14 protein-coding genes are annotated in these 18,392 nt (G+C 71.2%); 10 read left to right on the top strand and 4 right to left on the bottom strand.

The window, feature by feature from the left end:
• Nucleotides 1-181 precede the first annotated feature (181 nt).
• From lepA to WME90_RS19875, 10 genes are all read left to right on the top strand, one after another.
• Entirely contained in the window at nt 182-1,984 is a 1,803-nt protein-coding gene (gene lepA / locus WME90_RS19920; protein WP_437282743.1) for a translation elongation factor 4, read from the top strand.
• An 85-nt stretch (nt 1,985-2,069) separates the two neighbouring features.
• Entirely contained in the window at nt 2,070-2,717 is a 648-nt protein-coding gene (locus tag WME90_RS19915; protein WP_437282742.1) for a hypothetical protein, read from the top strand.
• Between the two features lie 23 nt (nt 2,718-2,740).
• Nucleotides 2,741-4,183: a M16 family metallopeptidase gene (locus WME90_RS19910; protein ID WP_437282741.1), complete on the top strand. Its 1,443-nt coding sequence runs from the start codon at nt 2,741-2,743 to the stop codon at nt 4,181-4,183.
• The gene (locus WME90_RS19905; protein ID WP_437282740.1) at nt 4,180-5,544 is read left to right on the top strand and encodes a M16 family metallopeptidase; all 1,365 of its coding nucleotides are present in this window, start codon (nt 4,180-4,182) and stop codon (nt 5,542-5,544) included. The genes WME90_RS19910 and WME90_RS19905 overlap by 4 nt, the downstream gene beginning before the upstream one ends.
• A 321-nt stretch (nt 5,545-5,865) precedes the next feature.
• Nucleotides 5,866-6,879: a collagen-like protein gene (locus WME90_RS19900; RefSeq protein ID WP_437282739.1), complete on the top strand. Its 1,014-nt coding sequence runs from the start codon at nt 5,866-5,868 to the stop codon at nt 6,877-6,879.
• Between the two features lie 64 nt (nt 6,880-6,943).
• Nucleotides 6,944-7,468 (top strand): hypothetical protein, encoded by a 525-nt coding sequence (locus WME90_RS19895; protein ID WP_437282738.1) that lies wholly within the window; start codon nt 6,944-6,946, stop codon nt 7,466-7,468.
• Between the two features lie 99 nt (nt 7,469-7,567).
• Nucleotides 7,568-8,938, top strand: coding sequence for a tetratricopeptide repeat protein (locus tag WME90_RS19890; protein WP_437282737.1), 1,371 nt, complete (start codon nt 7,568-7,570; stop codon nt 8,936-8,938).
• A gap of 165 nt (nt 8,939-9,103) precedes the next feature.
• Nucleotides 9,104-10,675 carry a protein kinase domain-containing protein gene (locus WME90_RS19885; protein WP_437282736.1) on the top strand — a complete coding sequence of 524 codons (1,572 nt, stop codon included), beginning with the start codon at nt 9,104-9,106 and terminating at the stop codon, nt 10,673-10,675.
• A gap of 63 nt (nt 10,676-10,738) precedes the next feature.
• Complete coding sequence (locus tag WME90_RS19880; protein WP_437282735.1) at nt 10,739-11,698, top strand: hypothetical protein; 960 nt, start codon at nt 10,739-10,741, stop codon at nt 11,696-11,698.
• 26 nt (nt 11,699-11,724) lie between these two features.
• Nucleotides 11,725-12,903 (top strand): lipoprotein receptor, encoded by a 1,179-nt coding sequence (locus WME90_RS19875; RefSeq protein WP_437282734.1) that lies wholly within the window; start codon nt 11,725-11,727, stop codon nt 12,901-12,903.
• A 64-nt stretch (nt 12,904-12,967) separates the two neighbouring features.
• Here WME90_RS19875 and asnB read toward each other — a convergent pair whose 3' ends face one another.
• From asnB to nadE, 4 genes are all read right to left on the bottom strand, one after another.
• Nucleotides 12,968-14,980, bottom strand: coding sequence for an asparagine synthase (glutamine-hydrolyzing) (asnB, locus tag WME90_RS19870; RefSeq protein WP_437282733.1), 2,013 nt, complete (start codon nt 14,978-14,980; stop codon nt 12,968-12,970).
• Between the two features lies 1 nt (nt 14,981).
• On the bottom strand, nt 14,982-16,571 hold the full coding sequence (locus tag WME90_RS19865; protein WP_437282732.1) for a class I adenylate-forming enzyme family protein: 1,590 nt from the start codon (nt 16,569-16,571) through the stop codon (nt 14,982-14,984).
• Nucleotides 16,572-16,591: 20 nt separating this feature from the next.
• Nucleotides 16,592-16,852, bottom strand: coding sequence for an acyl carrier protein (locus WME90_RS19860; RefSeq protein ID WP_437282731.1), 261 nt, complete (start codon nt 16,850-16,852; stop codon nt 16,592-16,594).
• Between the two features lie 387 nt (nt 16,853-17,239).
• Nucleotides 17,240-18,214 (bottom strand): NAD(+) synthase, encoded by a 975-nt coding sequence (gene nadE / locus WME90_RS19855; protein WP_437282730.1) that lies wholly within the window; start codon nt 18,212-18,214, stop codon nt 17,240-17,242.
• Nucleotides 18,215-18,392 lie beyond the last annotated feature (178 nt).

Genomic DNA, 18,392 nt, shown 5'->3' with positions numbered 1-18,392 from the left:
CGGGTCGCGCTAGGAGCAGGCGCGCCGCGGTCCACCATTTCCCTCGGCGCTCGTAGAGCCGCGTGCCGCGGCTCGCTCCCCGGAGGGGTGCGGACCTTCGAGTCCGCTCCCTCGCACCTCGGTCGAGGCCGCGCGCTGCGGCCGCTAACGCTGGTCAGGTCGCTGCGCCCTGAAGCTCGCTATGCCCGTTGATTCCAAGCTCATCCGCAACTTCTCGATCATCGCCCACATCGACCACGGCAAGTCCACGCTCGCCGACCGCATCCTCGACGTGACCGGGGCGCTCACCGCCCGGGAGCAGAAGGAGCAGTTCCTCGACAAGATGGACATCGAGCGCGAGCGGGGGATCACGATCAAGGCCCAGACCGTTCGCCTGGACTACACGGCGAAGGACGGGCAGACGTACCGGCTGCACCTCATCGATACGCCCGGGCACGTCGACTTCAACTACGAGGTCTCGCGCAGCCTGCAGGCGTGCGAGGGCGCGCTGCTCGTCGTCGACGCCACCCAGGGCGTCGAGGCGCAGACCCTCGCGAACGTCTTCCTCGCCCTCGACAACAACCTCGCGATCATCCCCGTCCTCAACAAGATCGACCTCCCCTCGGCCGACGTCGAGCGGACGACCCGCGAGATCGAGGACGTGATCGGCCTCGACTGCTCCGGCGCCATCCCCGCCAGCGCCAAGACGGGGATCGGCATCGCGGAGATCCTCGAGGCCGTGGTCGCGCGCATCCCCGCGCCGAAGGGCGATCAGAGCGCGGCGCCCCGCGCCCTCATCTTCGACAGCTGGTACGACAGCTACCGCGGCGCGGTCGTCATGGTGCGCGTCGTCGACGGCGTCATCAGGAAGGGCCAGAAGGTCCGCTTCATGGCGACCGGCCGCGACTACGAGGTCACGGAGATGGGCGTGTTCACGCCCCACGCGACCGCCATCACCGAGCTCGGGCCCGGGGAGGTCGGCTTCCTCGTCGGCAACATCAAGAGCGTGGTCGACACGAAGATCGGCGACACGGTGACGGACGCCGTCCACCCCGCGACCACGCCGCTGCCCGGCTTCAAGGAGGTCAAGCCGATGGTCTTCGCCGGGATCTTCCCGACGGACTCGGCCCAGTACGAGGACCTCCGCGACGCGCTGTCGAAGCTCCACATGAACGACGCGGCGTTCGTCTTCGAGCCCGACACGTCCGAGGCGCTCGGGTTCGGCTTCCGGTGCGGCTTCCTCGGCCTGCTCCACATGGAGATCATCCAGGAGCGGCTGGAGCGCGAGTACAACCTCGATCTCATCACGACCGCGCCGAGCGTCGTCTATCACTGCTACCTGAACGACGGCTCGATGAAGTCGATCGAGAACCCCGCGAAGCTCCCGCCGCCGAACCTCACCGATCGCATCGAGGAGCCGATCTTCCGCATGACCGTCCACGTGCCCTCGACGTACGTCGGCGCGGTCCTCGCCCTGTGCCAGGAGCGGCGCGGGGAGCAGAAGTCGATCCAGTACGCCTCGGCCGACCGCGTGATCATCACCTACGACATGCCCCTCAGCGAGGTGCTCTTCGACTTCCACGACAAGCTGAAGAGCGTGTCGCGCGGCTATGCGTCGATGGACTACGAGCTCATCGGGTACCGCGCCGACGATCTCATCAAGCTGGACATGCTGGTGAACGGCGACCCGCTCGACGCCCTGAGCGTCATCGTGCACCGAGACAAGGCGTACGCCCGGGGCCGGGACCTCGCCGTGAAGCTCAAGGACATCGTGCCGCGCCAGCAGTACGAGGTCGCGATCCAGGCGGCGATCGGGTCGAAGGTCATCGCGCGGACGACCGTGAAGGCGATGCGCAAGGACGTGACCGCCAAGTGCTACGGCGGCGACATCAGCCGCAAGCGCAAGCTCCTCGAGAAGCAGAAGGAGGGCAAGAAGCGGATGAAGATGGTCGGGAGCGTCGAGATCCCGCAGGAGGCGTTCCTCGCCATCCTGAAGATCGACTGAAGCGCGCGGCGCTCAGGTGGCCGCGCGCCGTGTGTGCGGCCACGCGAGCGTGGCGGCGCGCGGCGCTCGCTCGTATAAGCCGCCCATGCAGCCCGCCCCCGTCCGGCCGCGCGAGCTCCGCGCGGCGCACCCCGCCTTCGCCCTCGCCCTGGGCCTCGCCGCCCTCGCATGCGACGATCCGCGCCCCCCGGCGCCGGCAGCGTCCGCCTCGGCCGCCGCGACGCCGGGCGCGGACAGCGCCGCGGAAGCCCCGAGCGCCGCGGCGACCCCCGCGGCCACGGCGGCCGCGAAGCGAGAGATGCCGCCGCGGCCGATCCCGATCGGGTCGAGCGGGCCGATCCAGCCGAGCGCCCCGCCGGAGCAGCAGATGATGGCGATCCAATACACGCTCGCCATGGTGTCGCCGGGGCCGACCGACCCGCTCGTCGACAAGGCCTACCTCGAGGGCATCCTGCCGAAGCTCGCCACGGCGGTGCGCACCGCGGACAAGGGCAAGACCCCGCCGAACCCCGTGAAGGCCACGAAAGGGAACAGGAAGATCGAGGTCGACATGGGCAAGGGGTGCACCGAGCGCACCCCGTCCAACCTGCTCGCGCAGCGGGCAGGCTCCTCTCTGAAGGAGGCGTACGAGGCGGGGATCCTCGTCGTCTCCTGCCACGACGAGCGGTGGGAGTGCCACCAGTCGACGCGAGATCCGAGCGACGTCCTGTGCCACGCAGCGCCGCGGCGCTGAGCGTGGTATGGGCTGCGCCTGCCATGCAGGAGACGCTTGCCTACTCGGTCCCCGGCGCCAACGCGCTCCCTCGAATGGGTCCGCTCGCCGAGATGCTCGTCGAGCTGAACCGCGAACGCCCGCCGCTCGCCCGGCTCCGCCACGACGCCACCGTCGCGTTCGGTCCGACGATGCGCGTCGAGCGCTTCATCCTCGGGAACGGGCTCAAGGTGCTCGTGCTCGTCGACGCCGCGGCGCCCGTGGTCTGCCTGCAGACCTGGTTCGGCGTCGGCTCGCGCCACGAGCGCGTGGGCAAGACCGGCATCGCCCACCTCTTCGAGCACCTCATGTTCGGCGAGACGGAGAGCACCGCCCACGGCGCGTTCGACCGGATGCTCGAGGAGGCCGGCGCCGAGACGAACGCGGCGACGTTCCTCGACTGGACCTACTACCACACGAACCTGCCGAAGGACGCGCTCCACCTCACCCTCCGCCTCGAGGCGGAGCGCATGGCGCGGCTCGTCCTCCGTGACCCCCAGGTGTCGAGCGAGAAGGAGGTCGTCGCCAACGAGCGGAGGCAGCGGGTCGACGACGACGTCGACGGCGCGGTGAGCGAGCTGCTCTACAAGGAGGCGTTCACAAAGCACGCCTACGGATGGCCGACCATCGGGTGGATGGAGGACATCAAGGGCTTCACGACCGAGGACTGCGTCGAGTTCTACCGGACGTACTATGCACCCAACAACGCGGCGCTCGTCATCGTCGGCGACGTCGCGCTCGACGAGGCGCTGCGAGGGGTGCAGGACCACTACGGCGCGCAGGAGCCGTCGAGCATCCCGGTCGAAGAGGTGTCCCCCGAGCCGCCGCAGATCGCGGAGCGCCGCGCCGAGGTGGCGAAGCCGACGGCCACGCACAAGGTCGCGATCGGCTACCGCGCGCCGGCGCTCGGGGACTTCGACCACGCGCCCCTCACCCTGCTGAACGAGATCCTCTTCTCCGGGCGGTCGTCGCGCGTGCACCGCGCGCTCGTGCAGGAGCAGGAGATCGCGAGCGAGATCCGCGGCTGGGTCGGCTCGTTCCGTGACCCGGCGCTCTACGACATCTACCTCTCGGCCCGCGGCGAGCACACCGGCGAGGCGCTGCTCGCGGCCCTCGATCCTCTCCTGGAGGCGGTGCGGCGCACCCCCGTCACCGAGGCGGAGCTCGATCGGGCGAAGGCCCGCATCGAGCTCTCGGTCCTGCAAGGGCTCGAGACCGTCGCGGGCAAGGCAGAGCAGATCGGCTTCTACGAGACGGTGCTCGGCGATCCCGCGGCGCTGTTCGAGCGGCTCGCCGCCTACCGGCGCGTCACCGTGGGGGATCTGCTGCGCGTGGCGCGGCGCTACCTGGTGAGCTCGGCGCGGACCGTGATCCACGTGATCCCGGACGAGTCGAGCGCCGAGGACGACGAGGACGGGACGGACGCGGAGAGCGAGGAGGCATCGTGAGCCAGAGCGTGAAGAGCGGCCTCGCCTGGGACGCCGAGGGGCAGGGCAGGGGAGCGACGGGCGGGCGCGCGACGCCCCGCGACGGCGCGGTGCTCGTGGAGACGAGCCACGCGCTCCCCATCGTCAGCATCGTGGTCGCGTTCCCCTCCGGCTCGGCGCACGACCCGGCGGGGCGCGAGGGGCTCGCGCGCATCACGGCGCGCATGCTCCGCCGCGGCGCGGAGGGCTACAGCGCGAACGAGATCGAGGAGACGATCGACGCGCTCGGCGGGGAGTTCGGCACCGACGTGGCGACGAGCGCGACGACGGTGCACTTCGAGGTGATCAAGCGCTCGCTCGATCGGTTCATCGAGCTCGGATCCACGCTCCTCGCGCGCCCGACGTTCTCGCCGCCCGAGCTCGCGCGGCTCCTGCGCGAGGCCGAGGCCGAGCTCATCGAGGCGCGGGACAGCGATCGCTCGCTCTGCAGCCGCGCCTTCCGGCGGACCCTGTTCGCCGGGCACCCCTACGGCCGCCGCATCGCGGGCACCATCCCGACGCTGCGGGAGATCACGCGCGACGACGTCGCGGCGTTCTACGCGCGGCACTACACGCGGCGCAACGCGATCGTGGCCATCTCGGGAGACATCGAGCCCGACGAGGCGCACGCCGTCGCCGAGCGCCTCCTGTCGGGCCTGCCCGAGGGCGAGGCGATCCCCGATCCGGTGACGGATCCCGGGGCGAGGCCGGGGCGTTGCCTCGTGTTCGTCGACAAGCCCGAGCGGACGCAGACGCAGATGGTCATCGGCGGGCTCGGCACCGACGCCCACGACCCCGACCACATGGCGCTCCTGGTCGCGAACACCGCCTTCGGAGGCACCTTCTCGTCGCGGCTGATGCAGGAGGTGCGCGCGAAGCGTGGCTGGTCCTACGGCGCCTCGTCGCGCGCGGGCTTCGATCGGCACCGCGACGCCTTCACCATGTGGACCGCGCCCGCGGCGCAGGACGCCGCCGCCTGCCTCTCCCTGCAGCTCGGGCTGCTCGAGGCGCTGCGGCGCGATGGGATCACCGAGGATGAGCTCACGTTCGTGAAGCGCTACCTCGTCCGCTCGCACGCGTTCGAGATCGACACGGCCAGGAAGCGCGTGCACCAGAAGCTCGACGAGCTCCTGTACGACCTGCCGGAGGGGTACCACGAGACCTACCTGAAGCGGATCGAGGACGTCACGCTCGACGAGGCGAACGCCGCCGTGCGGCGCCGGATCTCCGAGGACGATCTCGTGATCGGCGTCGTCGGCACGCACGAGGAGATCGGCGAGGCGATCGCCGCGGCCGTCCCGAAGCTGGCCGAGGTGAAGGTCGAGCCGTACGATCTCGAGTAGCCGGCGCCCCGCCGCGGGGCGATCGCGTCGCGGCGCGCAGGCCGCGAGGCCTGGCCCGCCCGCCTCGGACGGTCTCGCGCCACGGCGGAGAGGCCTCGGCGCTGTCCGCAGCGGGGCCCGCGCGAGCGGTGTCGGGAGATCGTGAGCGCGATCGGAACCACCCGTCGGCCGCCGGCATCCAAGGCGCTGCTCCTTCACGAGATCGTGGCAGGGCGCGCGGCCCGCGCGAGGCGCTCCGGTGCCTCCGGCCGCGATCGCTCAGCGCGATGTCTGCTCCGGCGCCTCGCGCTGGCTCGCGGGAGCGAACGAGGGGAGCTCGCGATGAAGGCACGAAGCATCCACGCACCGGTCCTCGCGGCGGTGACCGCGCTGTGCGCGTCCGCTGCCGCGGCGGTCCCCATCACGATCACCCATCAGGGGCGCCTCTTCGATACGGAAGGCCAGCCCATCGACGACACGCTCGACGTCGTGTTCGCGTTCTACGACGCGCCCGACGCGACCGTGCCCGTCTGGAGCGAGGTCCACACGATCAGGTTCGACCAGGGGTATTTCTCCGTCGAGCTCGGCGAGGCCGCGCCCGTCGACAAGCCGGTCTTCGACGGCACGGCGCGGTACCTGGGGATCACCGTGGGGGACGACCCCGAGATGTTGCCGCGCGCCAAGATCACGAGCGTTCCGTATGCGCTCCAGGCCAGCAACGTCGCGGGCGACATCACGCCGAACTCGATCTCGATCGGCGGCCGCCTCGTCGTCGACAGCAGCGGCGTGTGGGTCGGCGATCCGGTCGGCCTGCAGGGCGCGCCGGGGCCGGCGGGCCCGCCCGGCGCGGTCGGCCCGATCGGTCCAAGCGGGCCAGCCGGGCCAGCCGGGCCAGCCGGGCCGCCCGGCGTCGCGGGGCCCGCTGGTGTGCCGGGGGCAGACGGTCCACAGGGACCCCCTGGCGTCATCTCGAGCACCTCCGTTACCGGCGAGGGCAACGATCCTCGGACAGCGCTGCAGTTCCTGGCGGTGCCCGCCGCCGTGAGCGTGACCGCCCCGGGGCAGCGCGTCGTCGTCACCTCCAACAAGGCGCTCGGCGCGGACTCGACCCCAGCGGATCGGCTCTTTCTCTGGATCTGCTCCCAGCCGCTCTCGCCCCTCGGAGAGATCAAGAGCGCGGGGACCGGCGTCTACGCCGTCCAGGTCCCGGCGAACACCAGCATCGTCATGGGGCTGAGCGCGGTGCTGTCGCCGCCCCCCGGCCAGTACAACGTCGGTCTATGTGGGAAGTCCGAGAGCCCCTTCTGGACCAACAACGATTATTCGTACACCTCCGCTGTCGTCACGATGCAGTAAGGTCGGGCTGGGCGGCCAGCCTCGCGCGCCGCGAGATCGCAGCGCCTGCCCTCCGATCGCCACCATGCAGAAGGAGCTGTTGACCCCCGCGGCGATCCTGCTCGGCAGCGTCGTCATCGCGGCAGGGCTCTACCTCGGGCTGCAGCGTCAACCGCCGCCCCCTGCGCGTCCATCGGCCAGCGTGGAGGCCTCGACAGCGCCCGCGGGCGCGCTGCCCGCGGCGGCGGCCGCTTCCGCCCCTTCGCAGCCCGCGCTTCACACGGCGCCGGCAGGGGCCTCGCCGCTGACGAGCGAGCTCTACAAGCGTGTCGAGGGGGACGCCGCCGAGGCGCTCGAAGCGCGCCGGTCGCTCTTCGTGAAGCAGTGCTGGGAGCCTTCGTTCAGGAAGAACCCATCTCCGGCGCGCGCCAGGTACATCTTCAACATGACCTTCGATGAGTCCGGTAAAGAGATCGCCCGCGGCATCAGCGAAGTGCGAGGGATGGACCGCCCCGACGCGGCGCACTGCCTCCGGATGATGCCGCTCGGGCTCGGCGTGCCGCCGCCTGGAACGCGGGTCTCCGTCGAGGTCGAGATGACGCTGCCGTGAGCGCCGTCGCCGTGAGCGCGCCCTCATCGCCGCGGCCGCGCTGGCGCCATGCGCTCGCCGCCGTTTGGTCCGCGATGAGCGGTGGGCTAAGGTCACGCCGTGCCTTGGCTTGCTGAGCTCGCCCTGCACCTCTGCCGCGCGCTGCACCTCCTGGTCCTCGCGATCGCGCCCACGTGGCTCTCGCCCGAGCCGCTCCCGCCGGGCGCGCTCGCGCTTGCGGGATCGCTCTCGGCGGCCGCGCTCGCCGCCGTGCTCGGCCTGTCGGCGTGGTTGGCCGCGCGCCTCGATACGCGGCTCGCGAGGAACGGCGCGGCGCTGCTGTGGGTCGCGATCGCGGCGGCGATCGCGGCTGCGCTCTACTACCGCGGGCCTCGCGCGCCGCTCGCGCAGGGGGTCGTGCTCGTGGCCGTGCCCCTGTGGGCGGCGCTCGCGACGCTCGCCGCCGCCGCCGCGGAGCGCTGGCTCGGATCGAGCTTCAAGCACCGGCGCATGGGGGCCGCGATCGCCGTGATCGGCCTCGGCGTCGTCCAGCTGAACGGGGCGGCGCCGCTGCTCGGGTCGCGCGAGCGGATGTGGTGGGCGGCGATTCGCCGCGACGGCGCGCACCTGCGCGCGATCGACGAGCTCGCGAGGCCGCTCCGCGAGCGGCGCAAGCTCGACGAGCTCGACGGTATCGCCGCGCGCTGCCTGAGGATGCACCCCGCCGCCGCCGCGCCCGCCGAGCCGGTCACGTGCGCGTGCCTCGCGCTGCGCGCCGAGGCGAGGCTGCACGCTCGCAACGCCGGCGCCGCCCTCCGCGACGCGGAGGCCGCGCGCGAGCGGTGCCCGGAGCAGCAGAGCGCGCGCGCCGTCCTGGCCGAGGCGCTCGCCGTCGCCGGTCGCCCCGAGCGCGCCGAGGCCGAGGCGCGGGCCGCGCTCGAGGAGGGCGGCGACCCGTCGCAGCTCCGCTACGCGCTAGCGCTCGCGCTCGAGCGCGCGGGTCGCATGGCCGAGGCCAGGGCCGAGGCAGATCGCGCGATCGACGCCGGCGCTGGCCGGAAGGCGCAGCTCCTCGCGGGAGCGCTCGCGATCCTGGCCGGGGATCTCGACGGGGCGAAGGCGCGCCTCACACCGCTCGCGGAGCAGGACCCCTCGGACGCCGAGGCGCTCTACAACCTCGCGCTCATCGCCGACAAACGCGGCGACTACAACGGCGCACGTCAAGGCTACCTCGCCGCCCTGAAGGCCGATCCCAGGAGCGCCGACGCGCGCTACAACCTCGCGCTCCTGACGTTCCGCGCGGGCATCACCGACGAGTCGCGCCACCACGTGCGCAAGTTCCTCGACGCTTTCCCGGACGACGCGCGGGGCAGCCAGCTCGCGCAGACGACGGGCACGCCGCTCGGCACGGCGGGAGGCGGCGCGCTCCCGGGCCGCTCCGGCGCGAAGCCGTCTGCGCAAGAGCCCCCCGCGAGCTCGGGCTCTCGCTGACCTCTGCCGCGAAGCGTCGCAAACGACGCCGACGTCGCAAACACCTGGCGACAGATGGTGCGACTTCTGCGCTACTTTGCGCTGGTGATCCGATTTCACTTTTGCACGGCGCGAACGTGACCCTGGACGGCGACCTGTGATAATTCAAAAGGTCTGGGAGGCTGCGTGACACCCGCCGCGGGGAACACCGTTGCCGATCGCTTTCGCCTGGTGCGTCCGCTCAGGCAAGGCGGGATGGGCTCGGTGTGGCTCGCCCAGCACATCGGCCTCGACATCCCGTGCGCGATCAAGTTCATGAACGCGCAGGGCGTCTCCAAGGAGGTGCGGCTCCGGTTCGAGCGGGAGGCGAAGATCGCCGCGCAGATCCGCAGCCCGCACGTCGTGCAGATCCTCGATCACGGCGTCTGGCAGGGGACGCCCTACATCGCGATGGAGTACCTCGAGGGGGAGGACCTCGATACCCGCATCCAGCGCGTGGGGCGGCTCGACCCGCACGACACGATGGCGATCACGGCGCAGGTGGCGCGCGCCCTCACCAAGGCCCACGCGAGCGGCCTGGTCCATCGCGATCTCAAGCCCGCCAACATCTTCCTCGTCCTGGACGACGACCGGGAGATCGCCAAGGTGCTCGACTTCGGCATCGCGAAGGACAGCACGCCGCAGGTCACCTCCACCACGAAGACCGGCTCGCTGCTCGGGACGCCCGCGTACATGAGCCCAGAGCAGGCCCAGGGGACCAAGAGCATCGATCACCGATCGGACCTCTGGTCGCTCGCCGTCGTCGTGTTCGAGTGCCTCACCGGCAAGCTCCCGTTCAACAGCGAAGCGTTCGGCGACCTGCTCCTCAAGATCATGGTCAAGCCGCTGCCCGTGCCCTCGCAGCTCGCCCCCGTGCCGCCCGGCTTCGACGCCTGGTGGGCCCGAGCCGCGTCGCGCGAGCCGGATGCGCGGTTCCAGAGCGCGAAGGAGTTCTGCGATGCGCTCGCGATCGCCCTCGAGATCGCGAGCGATAGCTTCGAGGCGAGGACGAGCATCGTCGGCCCGTTCCGCCCGTCCGGCGAGCGCATCTCGGTGGAGATCGGGTTCGCCCCTCGCTCGAGGGAGAGCGCGGCGCTCCCCGATGCGGGGCCGGACAGCGCGGCCCCGTCGTTCGGCGACGCGGTCACGCTGATCGCCTCGGCAGAGGCCGAGGCCGCGCGGACCTCGACCGGCCCCGGCATCCCCGGCATGACGGTGGCCTCGCCGGGAGCGGCGGAGGCCGCGTCCGCGATGGTCGGCCGCCAGATGCGGTCGCAGACCGCCAGCGCGCTCGTCTCGGTGGTGTCTCTTCCGGTCCGGCGGCCTGTCGTAGGACGCGCGCTCGCCGCCGCGGCGGCCGGCGCGGTCGTGCTCGTGGCCGTCGCGTTCTTCGCCCTGCGCGGCACGAGCCCTGACGCGACGGGGCAGCCGCTCGCACAGCCGGATCCCACGGCGTCGGCGTCCGATGCGCCGCAGGGGCCCGGCGTCGTGGCGCCGGCCACCGACGCCGCGAAGATGCCTGAGCCGCCCGCCTCGGTGACCCCCATGGCTCCGGCCTCTGCAACCCCTGCGGCCTCGGCGATGACACCTGCGGCCTCTGCGACGCCGCCTGGCGGCCGGCGTGTGCCTTCGGTGCAGCCCGCTCAGGCGAAGCCGCGTGTCCCGGCGCCGCCGGGGAGCGCGCGCCGCAAGCCGAAGCCGACGGACTTCGGCATCTGACGTTCACCTGCAGCACTTCGCACGGACCTCCTTCGTATGGCTCGTCGACTAGGGATCGCTTCCTTGCTGCTCGCCCTGACCTGCGCGCCCGCCGCGCTGGCGCAGGTCTCGGACGCCGATCGCGCGACCGCGCGCTCGCTCGCCGTGGAGGGGCAGGAGGCGCTTGAACAAAAGGACTTCGCGGCCGCGCTCGATCGGTTCAGCCGCGCTGACGCCATCATCCACGCGCCGACGCTGCTGCTCGGCGTCGCCCGCGCCCAGGTGGGCGTGGGCAAGTGGATCGCCGCCCAGGAGTCGTACAGCCGCATCCTCCGCGAGGGCGCGCCGGAGAAGTCGCCCGAGCAGTTCTTCGAGGCGATCGCGGCCGCGCAGCGGGAGCTCGACGCGCTCGCTCCCCGGATCCCGCAGGTGCTGATCTCGGTGCGCGGGCCGGACACCGCGACCGTCACGATCGACAATGAGGCGGTGCCGCGCGCAGCGCTCGGGGTCCGGCGGCCGGTCGACCCAGGCGACCACGTCGTCCGGGCGGCGGCCGCGGGGTTCGCTCCGGTCGAGGTGAAGGTGACCCTCGCCGAGGGCGCCAGCGAGACCGTCGCGCTCGAGCTCAAGCCGGTCGCGCCGCCGCCTCCGGTCAAGCCGCGCGCGCCGATCGCGCCGCCCGATCAGGGCCCTTCCACCTCCGGTTCGGGCGGCAGCAGCCGCACCGTGCTGGGGATCGTCGCGCTCGGGCTCGGCGGCGCCGGGCTCGCGGCAGGCGCCGTGGGCGGCGTGCTCGCGCTCGGCAAGCACAGCCACCTCTCGGAGCGCTGCCCTGGCGGCCGGTGCGACCCGTCGCTCAAGGGCGATGTCGACAGCTACCACGCGATGGGCACCCTCTCGACGATCGGGTTCGCGATCGGCGCGGTGGGCGTCGGCGCGGGGACGCTCCTGCTCCTCACAGCGCCGAGGTCGCCGCAGCGCGCCGGGATATCGATCACGCCCGTGATCGGGATCGGCTCCGCGGGAGCGAAGGGGAGTTTCTGATGCGCCAGGCGTTCGGAGTCGGCTCGATGCTCAGCGTTGCCATCATGACCACCGCGGCGTGCACCAGCGTGCTCGGCGATTTCACGGTGAGCGAAGCCGGCGCGAGCTCGACCGGTGGACCCGACGCATGCTCGCCCGGCTGGGCGGACTGCGACGACAACCCCGGCGACTGCGAGGTGAACCTGCGCGACGACCCCCAGAACTGCGGCGCCTGCGGCGCGGTGTGCCTGGACGGCGGGACGTGCGGCGCGACCGGCTGCAGCAAGGCCACGGAGATCGCGCGCGGGTACCCGACCACCGAGGCTCCGAACGCGAACCTCCTCACCGTCTACCAGGCCGAGGTCTACTGGACGGCGGGCGAAGGCACGGCTGGCAGCGTGCAGAAAGTGTCGGTCCTTGGCGGAGCGGTCACGACGCTCGCCGTCGAACAGAACCATCCGTACGGGATCGCCGTCAACAAGCACGGCGTCTTCTGGGCCAACCTCAACGACAAGGACGTCTTGATGGTGGATCGCGACGGAGAACGCACGCCAGAGGTGCTCTTCGACTCGGACTTCGCGACCCTCGGCGTGGCTGCGGACGATAACGCGGTGTTCTGGGCGCAGCGCGCGGCCGACGTCGGCACGCCGGGCGAGGGGAGCCTCATCGGCCAGATCACGATGCCCGACGGGGTGGCGGACGACAGGTTCCACGAGGACAACAATGCGTCGCCGCACCTCATCGCGATCGACCAAGAGAACGTGTACTGGGTCGATCGGAGCCTGCGCGGCTCGGTGAACCGGACGCGGCGGCAGAACCGGGACACGCGGCGACTGGCACGTGAGCAGCCGTTTCCGTACGCCATCGCCGTGGACGCCGACCACGTCTACTGGACCAACAGCCCGCGCAGCGATCTCGGCAGCGTGTCCTCCGCCGTGATGAGGGCGCCGAAGGACGGCTCGGCGGAGGCGGCGGTCGTCTGGACGTCCGCCGAGGACGACGACGTGGCGCATGCGTCTCCCGACTGCATCGCCGTGGATGCGCTCGATGATTTTGTCTACTGGACCGATCAGGGGTCGCCCCGCGTGATGCGGAAGCGCAAGGACGGCACCGGGAGGCCGCAGACGCTGTACAAAGGCGGCACCCCACGCGGGATCGCGCTCGCCGGCGGGTTCGTGTTCTGGACGGATGAGGGCAGCGGCACGATACGCAAGCTCCCCCGCTGAGGGGCGGCGCGCGTGCGCCGCGCGGCGTCGCCCCGCCGCTCAGCCTGTGGCGTCGCGCAGCTGCTCAGCCTGCGGCGTCGCGCACCCGGTCGACGTCGACGCCCAGCCGGCCTGAGGTGTCGTCGGCGGCCGAGACGACGCGCGCACCCTGGATGATGTCGCGCGCCATGAGCTGCGTGGAGAGGATCGCGCAGAACGCCATGTCGTCGGTGTTGCTCATCGACTTGCCGCCTGTCTTGCGGCACTTCGCGACGAGCGACGCGACGGGCTGCGCCTGCCAGATGCCGGCGTCCTTGATGGCGTCCGGCGACAGGCACGTCTCGACGTAGTCCGGCGACCCGCCCCCGAAGAACGGCTGCACCACGGGCGCGCGGTACGGCTGCTTCTTCCGCTCGAGGACGCCGGGCGGCAGGAGATCGCCCATCGCGCGCTTCAGCACGTGCTTCTCGTCGAGGGTGCGGAGCTTGAGCGCGTCCGGCAGCGCGTCCGCCACGTCCATCACGTTGGGATCGAGGAACGGAAAGCGCCCCTCGACCGAGTTCGCCATCATCATGCGCTCGCCCTGGGAGGAGAGCAGGTAGCCGGAGAGCAGCGTCGTGATCTCCAGGTACTGCGCGCGCGCGAGCGGCGTCCAGCGCATGAAATCGCGCGGCAGCTGCTCCCTCAGGCGATCGGCCGCGGCGGTGTCGCCGATGCCCTCGCGCATCGCGGGATCGAGCATCAGCTTGATGCGCGCCGTGGCATCCCACCGCGGGCGGTGGGAGTAGAACGGATCGTCCGTCTGGGCGAGGTTCCGCCCGAAGAAGGCCTTGGCCATCTCGACCTGCGCGACGGGCGACCGCTGCAGGTAGGGGTAGAGCCGGAGGAGGAGCTGCGGCCGGAGCTTGCTGCCCGGGTGGCGCGCCCAGAAGCGGCGCACCCGGTCCTCGCGGAAGATGTCGTAGCCGGCGAAGAACTCGTCGGCGCCCTCGCCCGTCAGCACCACGCGGTAGCCGCTCTGCCGGACGAGGCGCGCCAGGATGAACAGCGGCGCCGGGGCGGTGCGCAGGAGCGGGGACTCGGCATGGTAGACGACGTCCGGGAAGACGCCGGCGATGTCGGCGTCCCCGCACTGGATCGACGCGTGGGACGTGCCGAGGTGCGCGACGGCGGCGCGCTGGTACTCGGCCTCGTCGAACTCGCGCTCGGAGAACTCGACCGAGAACGTGCGCAGCGGCACCTCGCGGTTCGAGGCGATGAGCGCCGCGACGATCGTCGAGTCGAGGCCGCCGCTCAGGTAGCTGCCGACGGGGACATCGGCGCGCAGGCGGATCGTCGAGCCGCCGCGGACCGCCTCGCGCACGCTCGACACGAGGGCCGCCTCGTCGCCGCCGGGCGCGCGTCCGACGGGGAACTCGGGGCGGAAGCGGACCGAGACGCGCGGCGCCACGTCGCGATCGAGGTCGAGCGTCGCCACCGCGCCCGGCGGGATCTGCTGGATGCCCTCGTACGGCGTGAGCGGGGCGACCGGCGCCCAGAACGTCAGGGCCTCGTCGAGCCCCTCGCGGGAGATCGCGCGGGGGATGCTCGGGTCCTGGAAGAGCGACTTCACCTCGCTGGCGAACCGGAGGACGCCGCGGTGGACCGTCCAGAAGAGCGGGTTGATGCCGACGCGGTCGCGCGAGAAGAACGCGCGCCTCCGCTGGACGTCCCAGATGACGAACGCCCACTGGCCGTTCAGCCGATCCACCATGGCCTCGCCGTACTCGGCGTAGGCGTGGATCAGCGCCTCGGTGTCGCTCTTTGTCCGGAAGTGGTGGCCCTTCGCCGTGAGCTCCTCGCGGAGCTCGATGTAGTTGAAGATCTCGCCGTTGAAGCAGACCCAGAGCGTCTCCTCGGCGTTGGCCATCGGCTGCCAGCCGCCGTCGAGGTCGATGATCGACAGGCGCGAGTGGGCCAGCGCGACGTGGCGATCGCGGTAGATGCCGAAGCCGTCGGGGCCGCGGTGGCGGAGCGCCCGCGCCATCCTGAGGGCCAGCTCGCGGTCGGGGTTCGGCGCGTCGGTGAGTAGGTTGATGAGGCCGGCGATACCGCACATATCAGATGAGCTCGCTCTTCTTGACTTTGCCGCTCGCCGTCTTCGGGAGCGAATCCATGAACTCGACGAACTTGGGGACGGCGACCTCGTCGAGCTCGGACCGCACCTTCTTGCGGACGTCGTCGGCCGTCACCGCGGCGCCTTCGGCCTTCACCACGGCGGCCTTCACCGCGACGCCGAGCACCTGATCCGGCACGCCGACGACCGCCGCCTCGACGACGCCCGGGACCTTGCAGATCACGGACTCGACCTCGAGAGGGCTGACCTTCTCGCCGCGGGTCTTGATGATGTCGTCCTTGCGCGCGACGAAGTAGAGGTACCGGTCCTCGTCCATCTTGAAGAGGTCGCCGGTGTGGAGCACGACCTCGCCCGGGAGGGGCCCAGGCCGGAGCGCGCGCGCGGTCGCGTCGGGGTTCCTCCAGTAGCCGCGCATCACGTTCGGCCCGCGCACGACGAGCTCGCCCACCTCGCCCGGCTCCGCCTGCGTGCCGTCTTCCCGCTCGATCCAGAGCTCCTCGTTCGGCATCGCGATGCCCACGGAGGACGGCCGCTCGAGCGCCAGGGAGGGCGGCAGGTAGCAGACGCGCGTGCACTCGGTCTGCCCGTACATCGCGAAGAAGGAGACGTTGGGCAGGAGCTCGCGGAGGCGCAGGAGCTGCGGCGCCGGGAGCCCGTACGCGGCGTTCGTCATGTACCGGAGCGCCGAGAGATCGGCCTTCGCGAAGTTCTTGAGCGAGAGCATCGACGCGAAGATCGTCGGCACGCCCGCGAAGCCGGTCGCGCGCTCCTCGGCCATCCGCTGGACGATGGGCCAGGGCATGGAGAAGCCCTTCTCGAGCACGACCGTCCCGCCGAACGCGTGGGTCACGAGCAGCTGGAAGAGCCCGTAGGTGTGCGACAGCGGCAGCACGCAGAGGATCACGTCGTCGGCCGTGTGCTCGAGGTACGCGCCGATGGCCGCGGTGCTGTTGCGGAGGTTCTGGTGCGTCAGCATGACGCCCTTCGACTCGCCCGTGCTGCCGCTCGTCCAGCAGAGCGTCGCCAGATCGAGCTCGATCGCGCGGCGGGCGGGGGGCTCGCCGGGCGCGCCCGCCAGGGCCTCCTGGAAATCGCGCCCGTCCGGCGCAGGGCCGGCCGCCGCCGGGGGAGCCGCGCCGCTCAGGAACGTCGCGGCCGGCCTCGCGCCGGGCGGGAGCTCGGCCACGGCGGCGAGGGCTTCGCGCATGCCGCGCGCCGCCACGAGCACGCGGGGGCCGGCGAGCTCCATCACCTGGCCGAGGCGCCGCGGTCGCATCGCGGTGCCGAGCAGCGACGGCACCCCATCGGCCCGGAGCGCGCCGTAGTACGCGACGACCGCGTCCACGCCGTTGTCGAGCGCGACCATGACGCGATCGCCGCGCTGCACGCCCGCCTCGCGGAACAGGGCGGCGCAGCGATCGGCCAGCGCGTCGAGCTCCCGGTACGTGAGCCGCCGCCCCTCGGAGACCAGCGCGATGTGGTCGGGGCGCGAAGCGGCGAACGATCGCAGCCCGGAGTCGATAAGGAAGCGATCCGAGCGCGGATCGCGACGAGCGGTGTGCTGCGTGCTCATGCGCCCCCCAGGGGTTCGGGCTAGTTGCTGCTCTTCTTCCCGCTCACGTAGGTCACGAGCCGGGCGATCGAGCCGAAATTCTCCGGCACCATCTCCTCATCGGCGACCTGGATGCCGAGGTCCTGCTCGAGGAACTGAACGATCTCGAGGACGGCCGTCGAGTCCAGGATCCCTTGATCGAGCAAAGCGACCTCGGACCCGAGATCGGCGGTAGCGCCCCGGTATCCGAACGAGGTGACCAGGAAATTGCGAATCGTCGATTCGATGTTGGAAGTGCTCATGGAGGTAGTCTCCACGTCTATCACCCCCCCGGCTTTCCTGTCGAGGACACTCCGCGGAGCGATGGTCAACGCGCGGATCGCGGCAGGACGCGCTGTTTGTCGTCCGCGCCGTCCGCGCCGTCCGCGCCGTCCGCGTTGGTGTTTGCGTCCCGCGTCCCGCGTCCGAAGGCGCCGTCAGGGCGCGTCGCTGAGGTGAGATTGGCGACTCGCGATCTCGCCGCGAGCCCGTCGGTCATCGTCGCATCGTCGCATCGTCGCATCGTCGTCGATGTGAGCGAAGGTCAGCGCGGGTCCACGCTGTTTCCGGTGGGTTTCACGCCCGGGGGACGGCGTCGCACGCGGCCGATGCTGTTGACATCGGCGCGCGTGGTGCGACTGCGCGGATCGTCAGGCGTGACCCTGCTCGCGGACGAGCTGCGGCTGCGCGTGGAGGTACTGCGCCACCCGGCGCTTCGCTTCGATGTCCTTGAATACGCGCTCGACCTGCTGCGGCGTGATGCCGACGGCGGGCGCCGCCTCCGCCGCCGAGACGTTGTTGTTGTAGGCGTACAGGCAGAGGTCCATCTTGTCGTACGGGAGCGCGAAGTAGAACTCGTCCTGCCCCTGCGGCATCGAGAACGTGTCCGTCGTCGGCGCGCGCCTGCGGATATCGGCGGGGACGCCGATGTACTCGGCGAGCGCGTAGACCTGGCTCTTGTACAGGTGCGCGATCGGCTTGAAATCCGCGGCGCCGTCGCCCTGCTTGACGAAGAAGCCCTGATCGTACTCGAGCAGGTTCGGCGTGCCGGCGACGGCGTAATTGAGCCTGTCCGCGTGGTAGTACTCCATCATCTTGCGGATGCGCTGCTTGAAGTTCGTCGCCGCGACGAGCTGCAGGTAGGCGTTCAGGGGCATCCGCTTCACGCGCGGCTCCTCGCCGGGCGGCTGCGCCGTCAGCTGCGAGACGTTCAGCCTGTCGCTCTCGAGGATCGAGGGGAGCGTGATCTTGAACTTCCAGCTCTCGTCGTAGTCCGGGTAGACCATCCGGATCGCCTCGTCCTGCCGCTCGTAGCAGCGGAGGCCGGTCAGCGCGGGCTTGATGTTCTCGATGACCGCCTCGATGCCGAGCTGCTCGGCGAGCATCTTGCCGAGGCGGAGCGCGTCATCGGAGGTGTCGCGCTCGGGCATGAAGATGCCCAGCACCTTGTCCTTGCCGAGCGCGCGGACGCACAGCGTCGAGACGACGGAGCTGTCGATCCCGCCCGAGATCCCGACCACGGCACCGCGCCGCCGAAGCGTACCGAACACCTGATCCCGGATGGCCTTCTCGATCTCTTGCGCTATCGCCGGGGCATCGATCCTGAGGACGTCTCGCGAAAACATGGTTGCTCCACCCTTTCAGAAAGATGGACCAGCCTATTAAAACGGGGCCCGACAGGGAACCCCGTTCGCTGTGGGCGGCCGCGCGCGCGGATAGCTGGGTGGGTGGGAGCCGTGACCGGGCGCCTCGGCACACACGGGCCAAAGCGCCCGTTCGCGCCGTCTGTCTACGAACCGCCGC

This window comes from Sorangium sp. So ce375 (genome assembly GCF_051473855.1).
Lineage (GTDB): Bacteria > Myxococcota_A > Polyangia > Polyangiales > Polyangiaceae > Sorangium.
Note: the sequence above shows the minus strand (reverse complement) of the source record. Positions and strands in the feature narration are given on the sequence as shown.

Bases quoted from the DNA above. Each gene is read 5' to 3' on its own strand.
- lepA (WP_437282743.1), top strand. From the start codon at position 182: ATGCCCGTTGATTCCAAGCTCATCCGCAACTTCTCGATCATCGCCCAC.
- WME90_RS19915 (WP_437282742.1), top strand. From the start codon at position 2,070: ATGCAGCCCGCCCCCGTCCGGCCGCGCGAGCTCCGCGCGGCGCACCCC.
- WME90_RS19910 (WP_437282741.1), top strand. From the start codon at position 2,741: ATGCAGGAGACGCTTGCCTACTCGGTCCCCGGCGCCAACGCGCTCCCT.
- WME90_RS19900 (WP_437282739.1), top strand. From the start codon at position 5,866: ATGAAGGCACGAAGCATCCACGCACCGGTCCTCGCGGCGGTGACCGCG.
- WME90_RS19895 (WP_437282738.1), top strand. From the start codon at position 6,944: ATGCAGAAGGAGCTGTTGACCCCCGCGGCGATCCTGCTCGGCAGCGTC.
- WME90_RS19875 (WP_437282734.1), top strand. From the start codon at position 11,725: ATGCTCAGCGTTGCCATCATGACCACCGCGGCGTGCACCAGCGTGCTC.
- asnB (WP_437282733.1), bottom strand. From the start codon at position 14,980: ATGTGCGGTATCGCCGGCCTCATCAACCTACTCACCGACGCGCCGAAC.
- WME90_RS19865 (WP_437282732.1), bottom strand. From the start codon at position 16,571: ATGAGCACGCAGCACACCGCTCGTCGCGATCCGCGCTCGGATCGCTTC.
- WME90_RS19860 (WP_437282731.1), bottom strand. From the start codon at position 16,852: ATGAGCACTTCCAACATCGAATCGACGATTCGCAATTTCCTGGTCACC.
- nadE (WP_437282730.1), bottom strand. From the start codon at position 18,214: ATGTTTTCGCGAGACGTCCTCAGGATCGATGCCCCGGCGATAGCGCAA.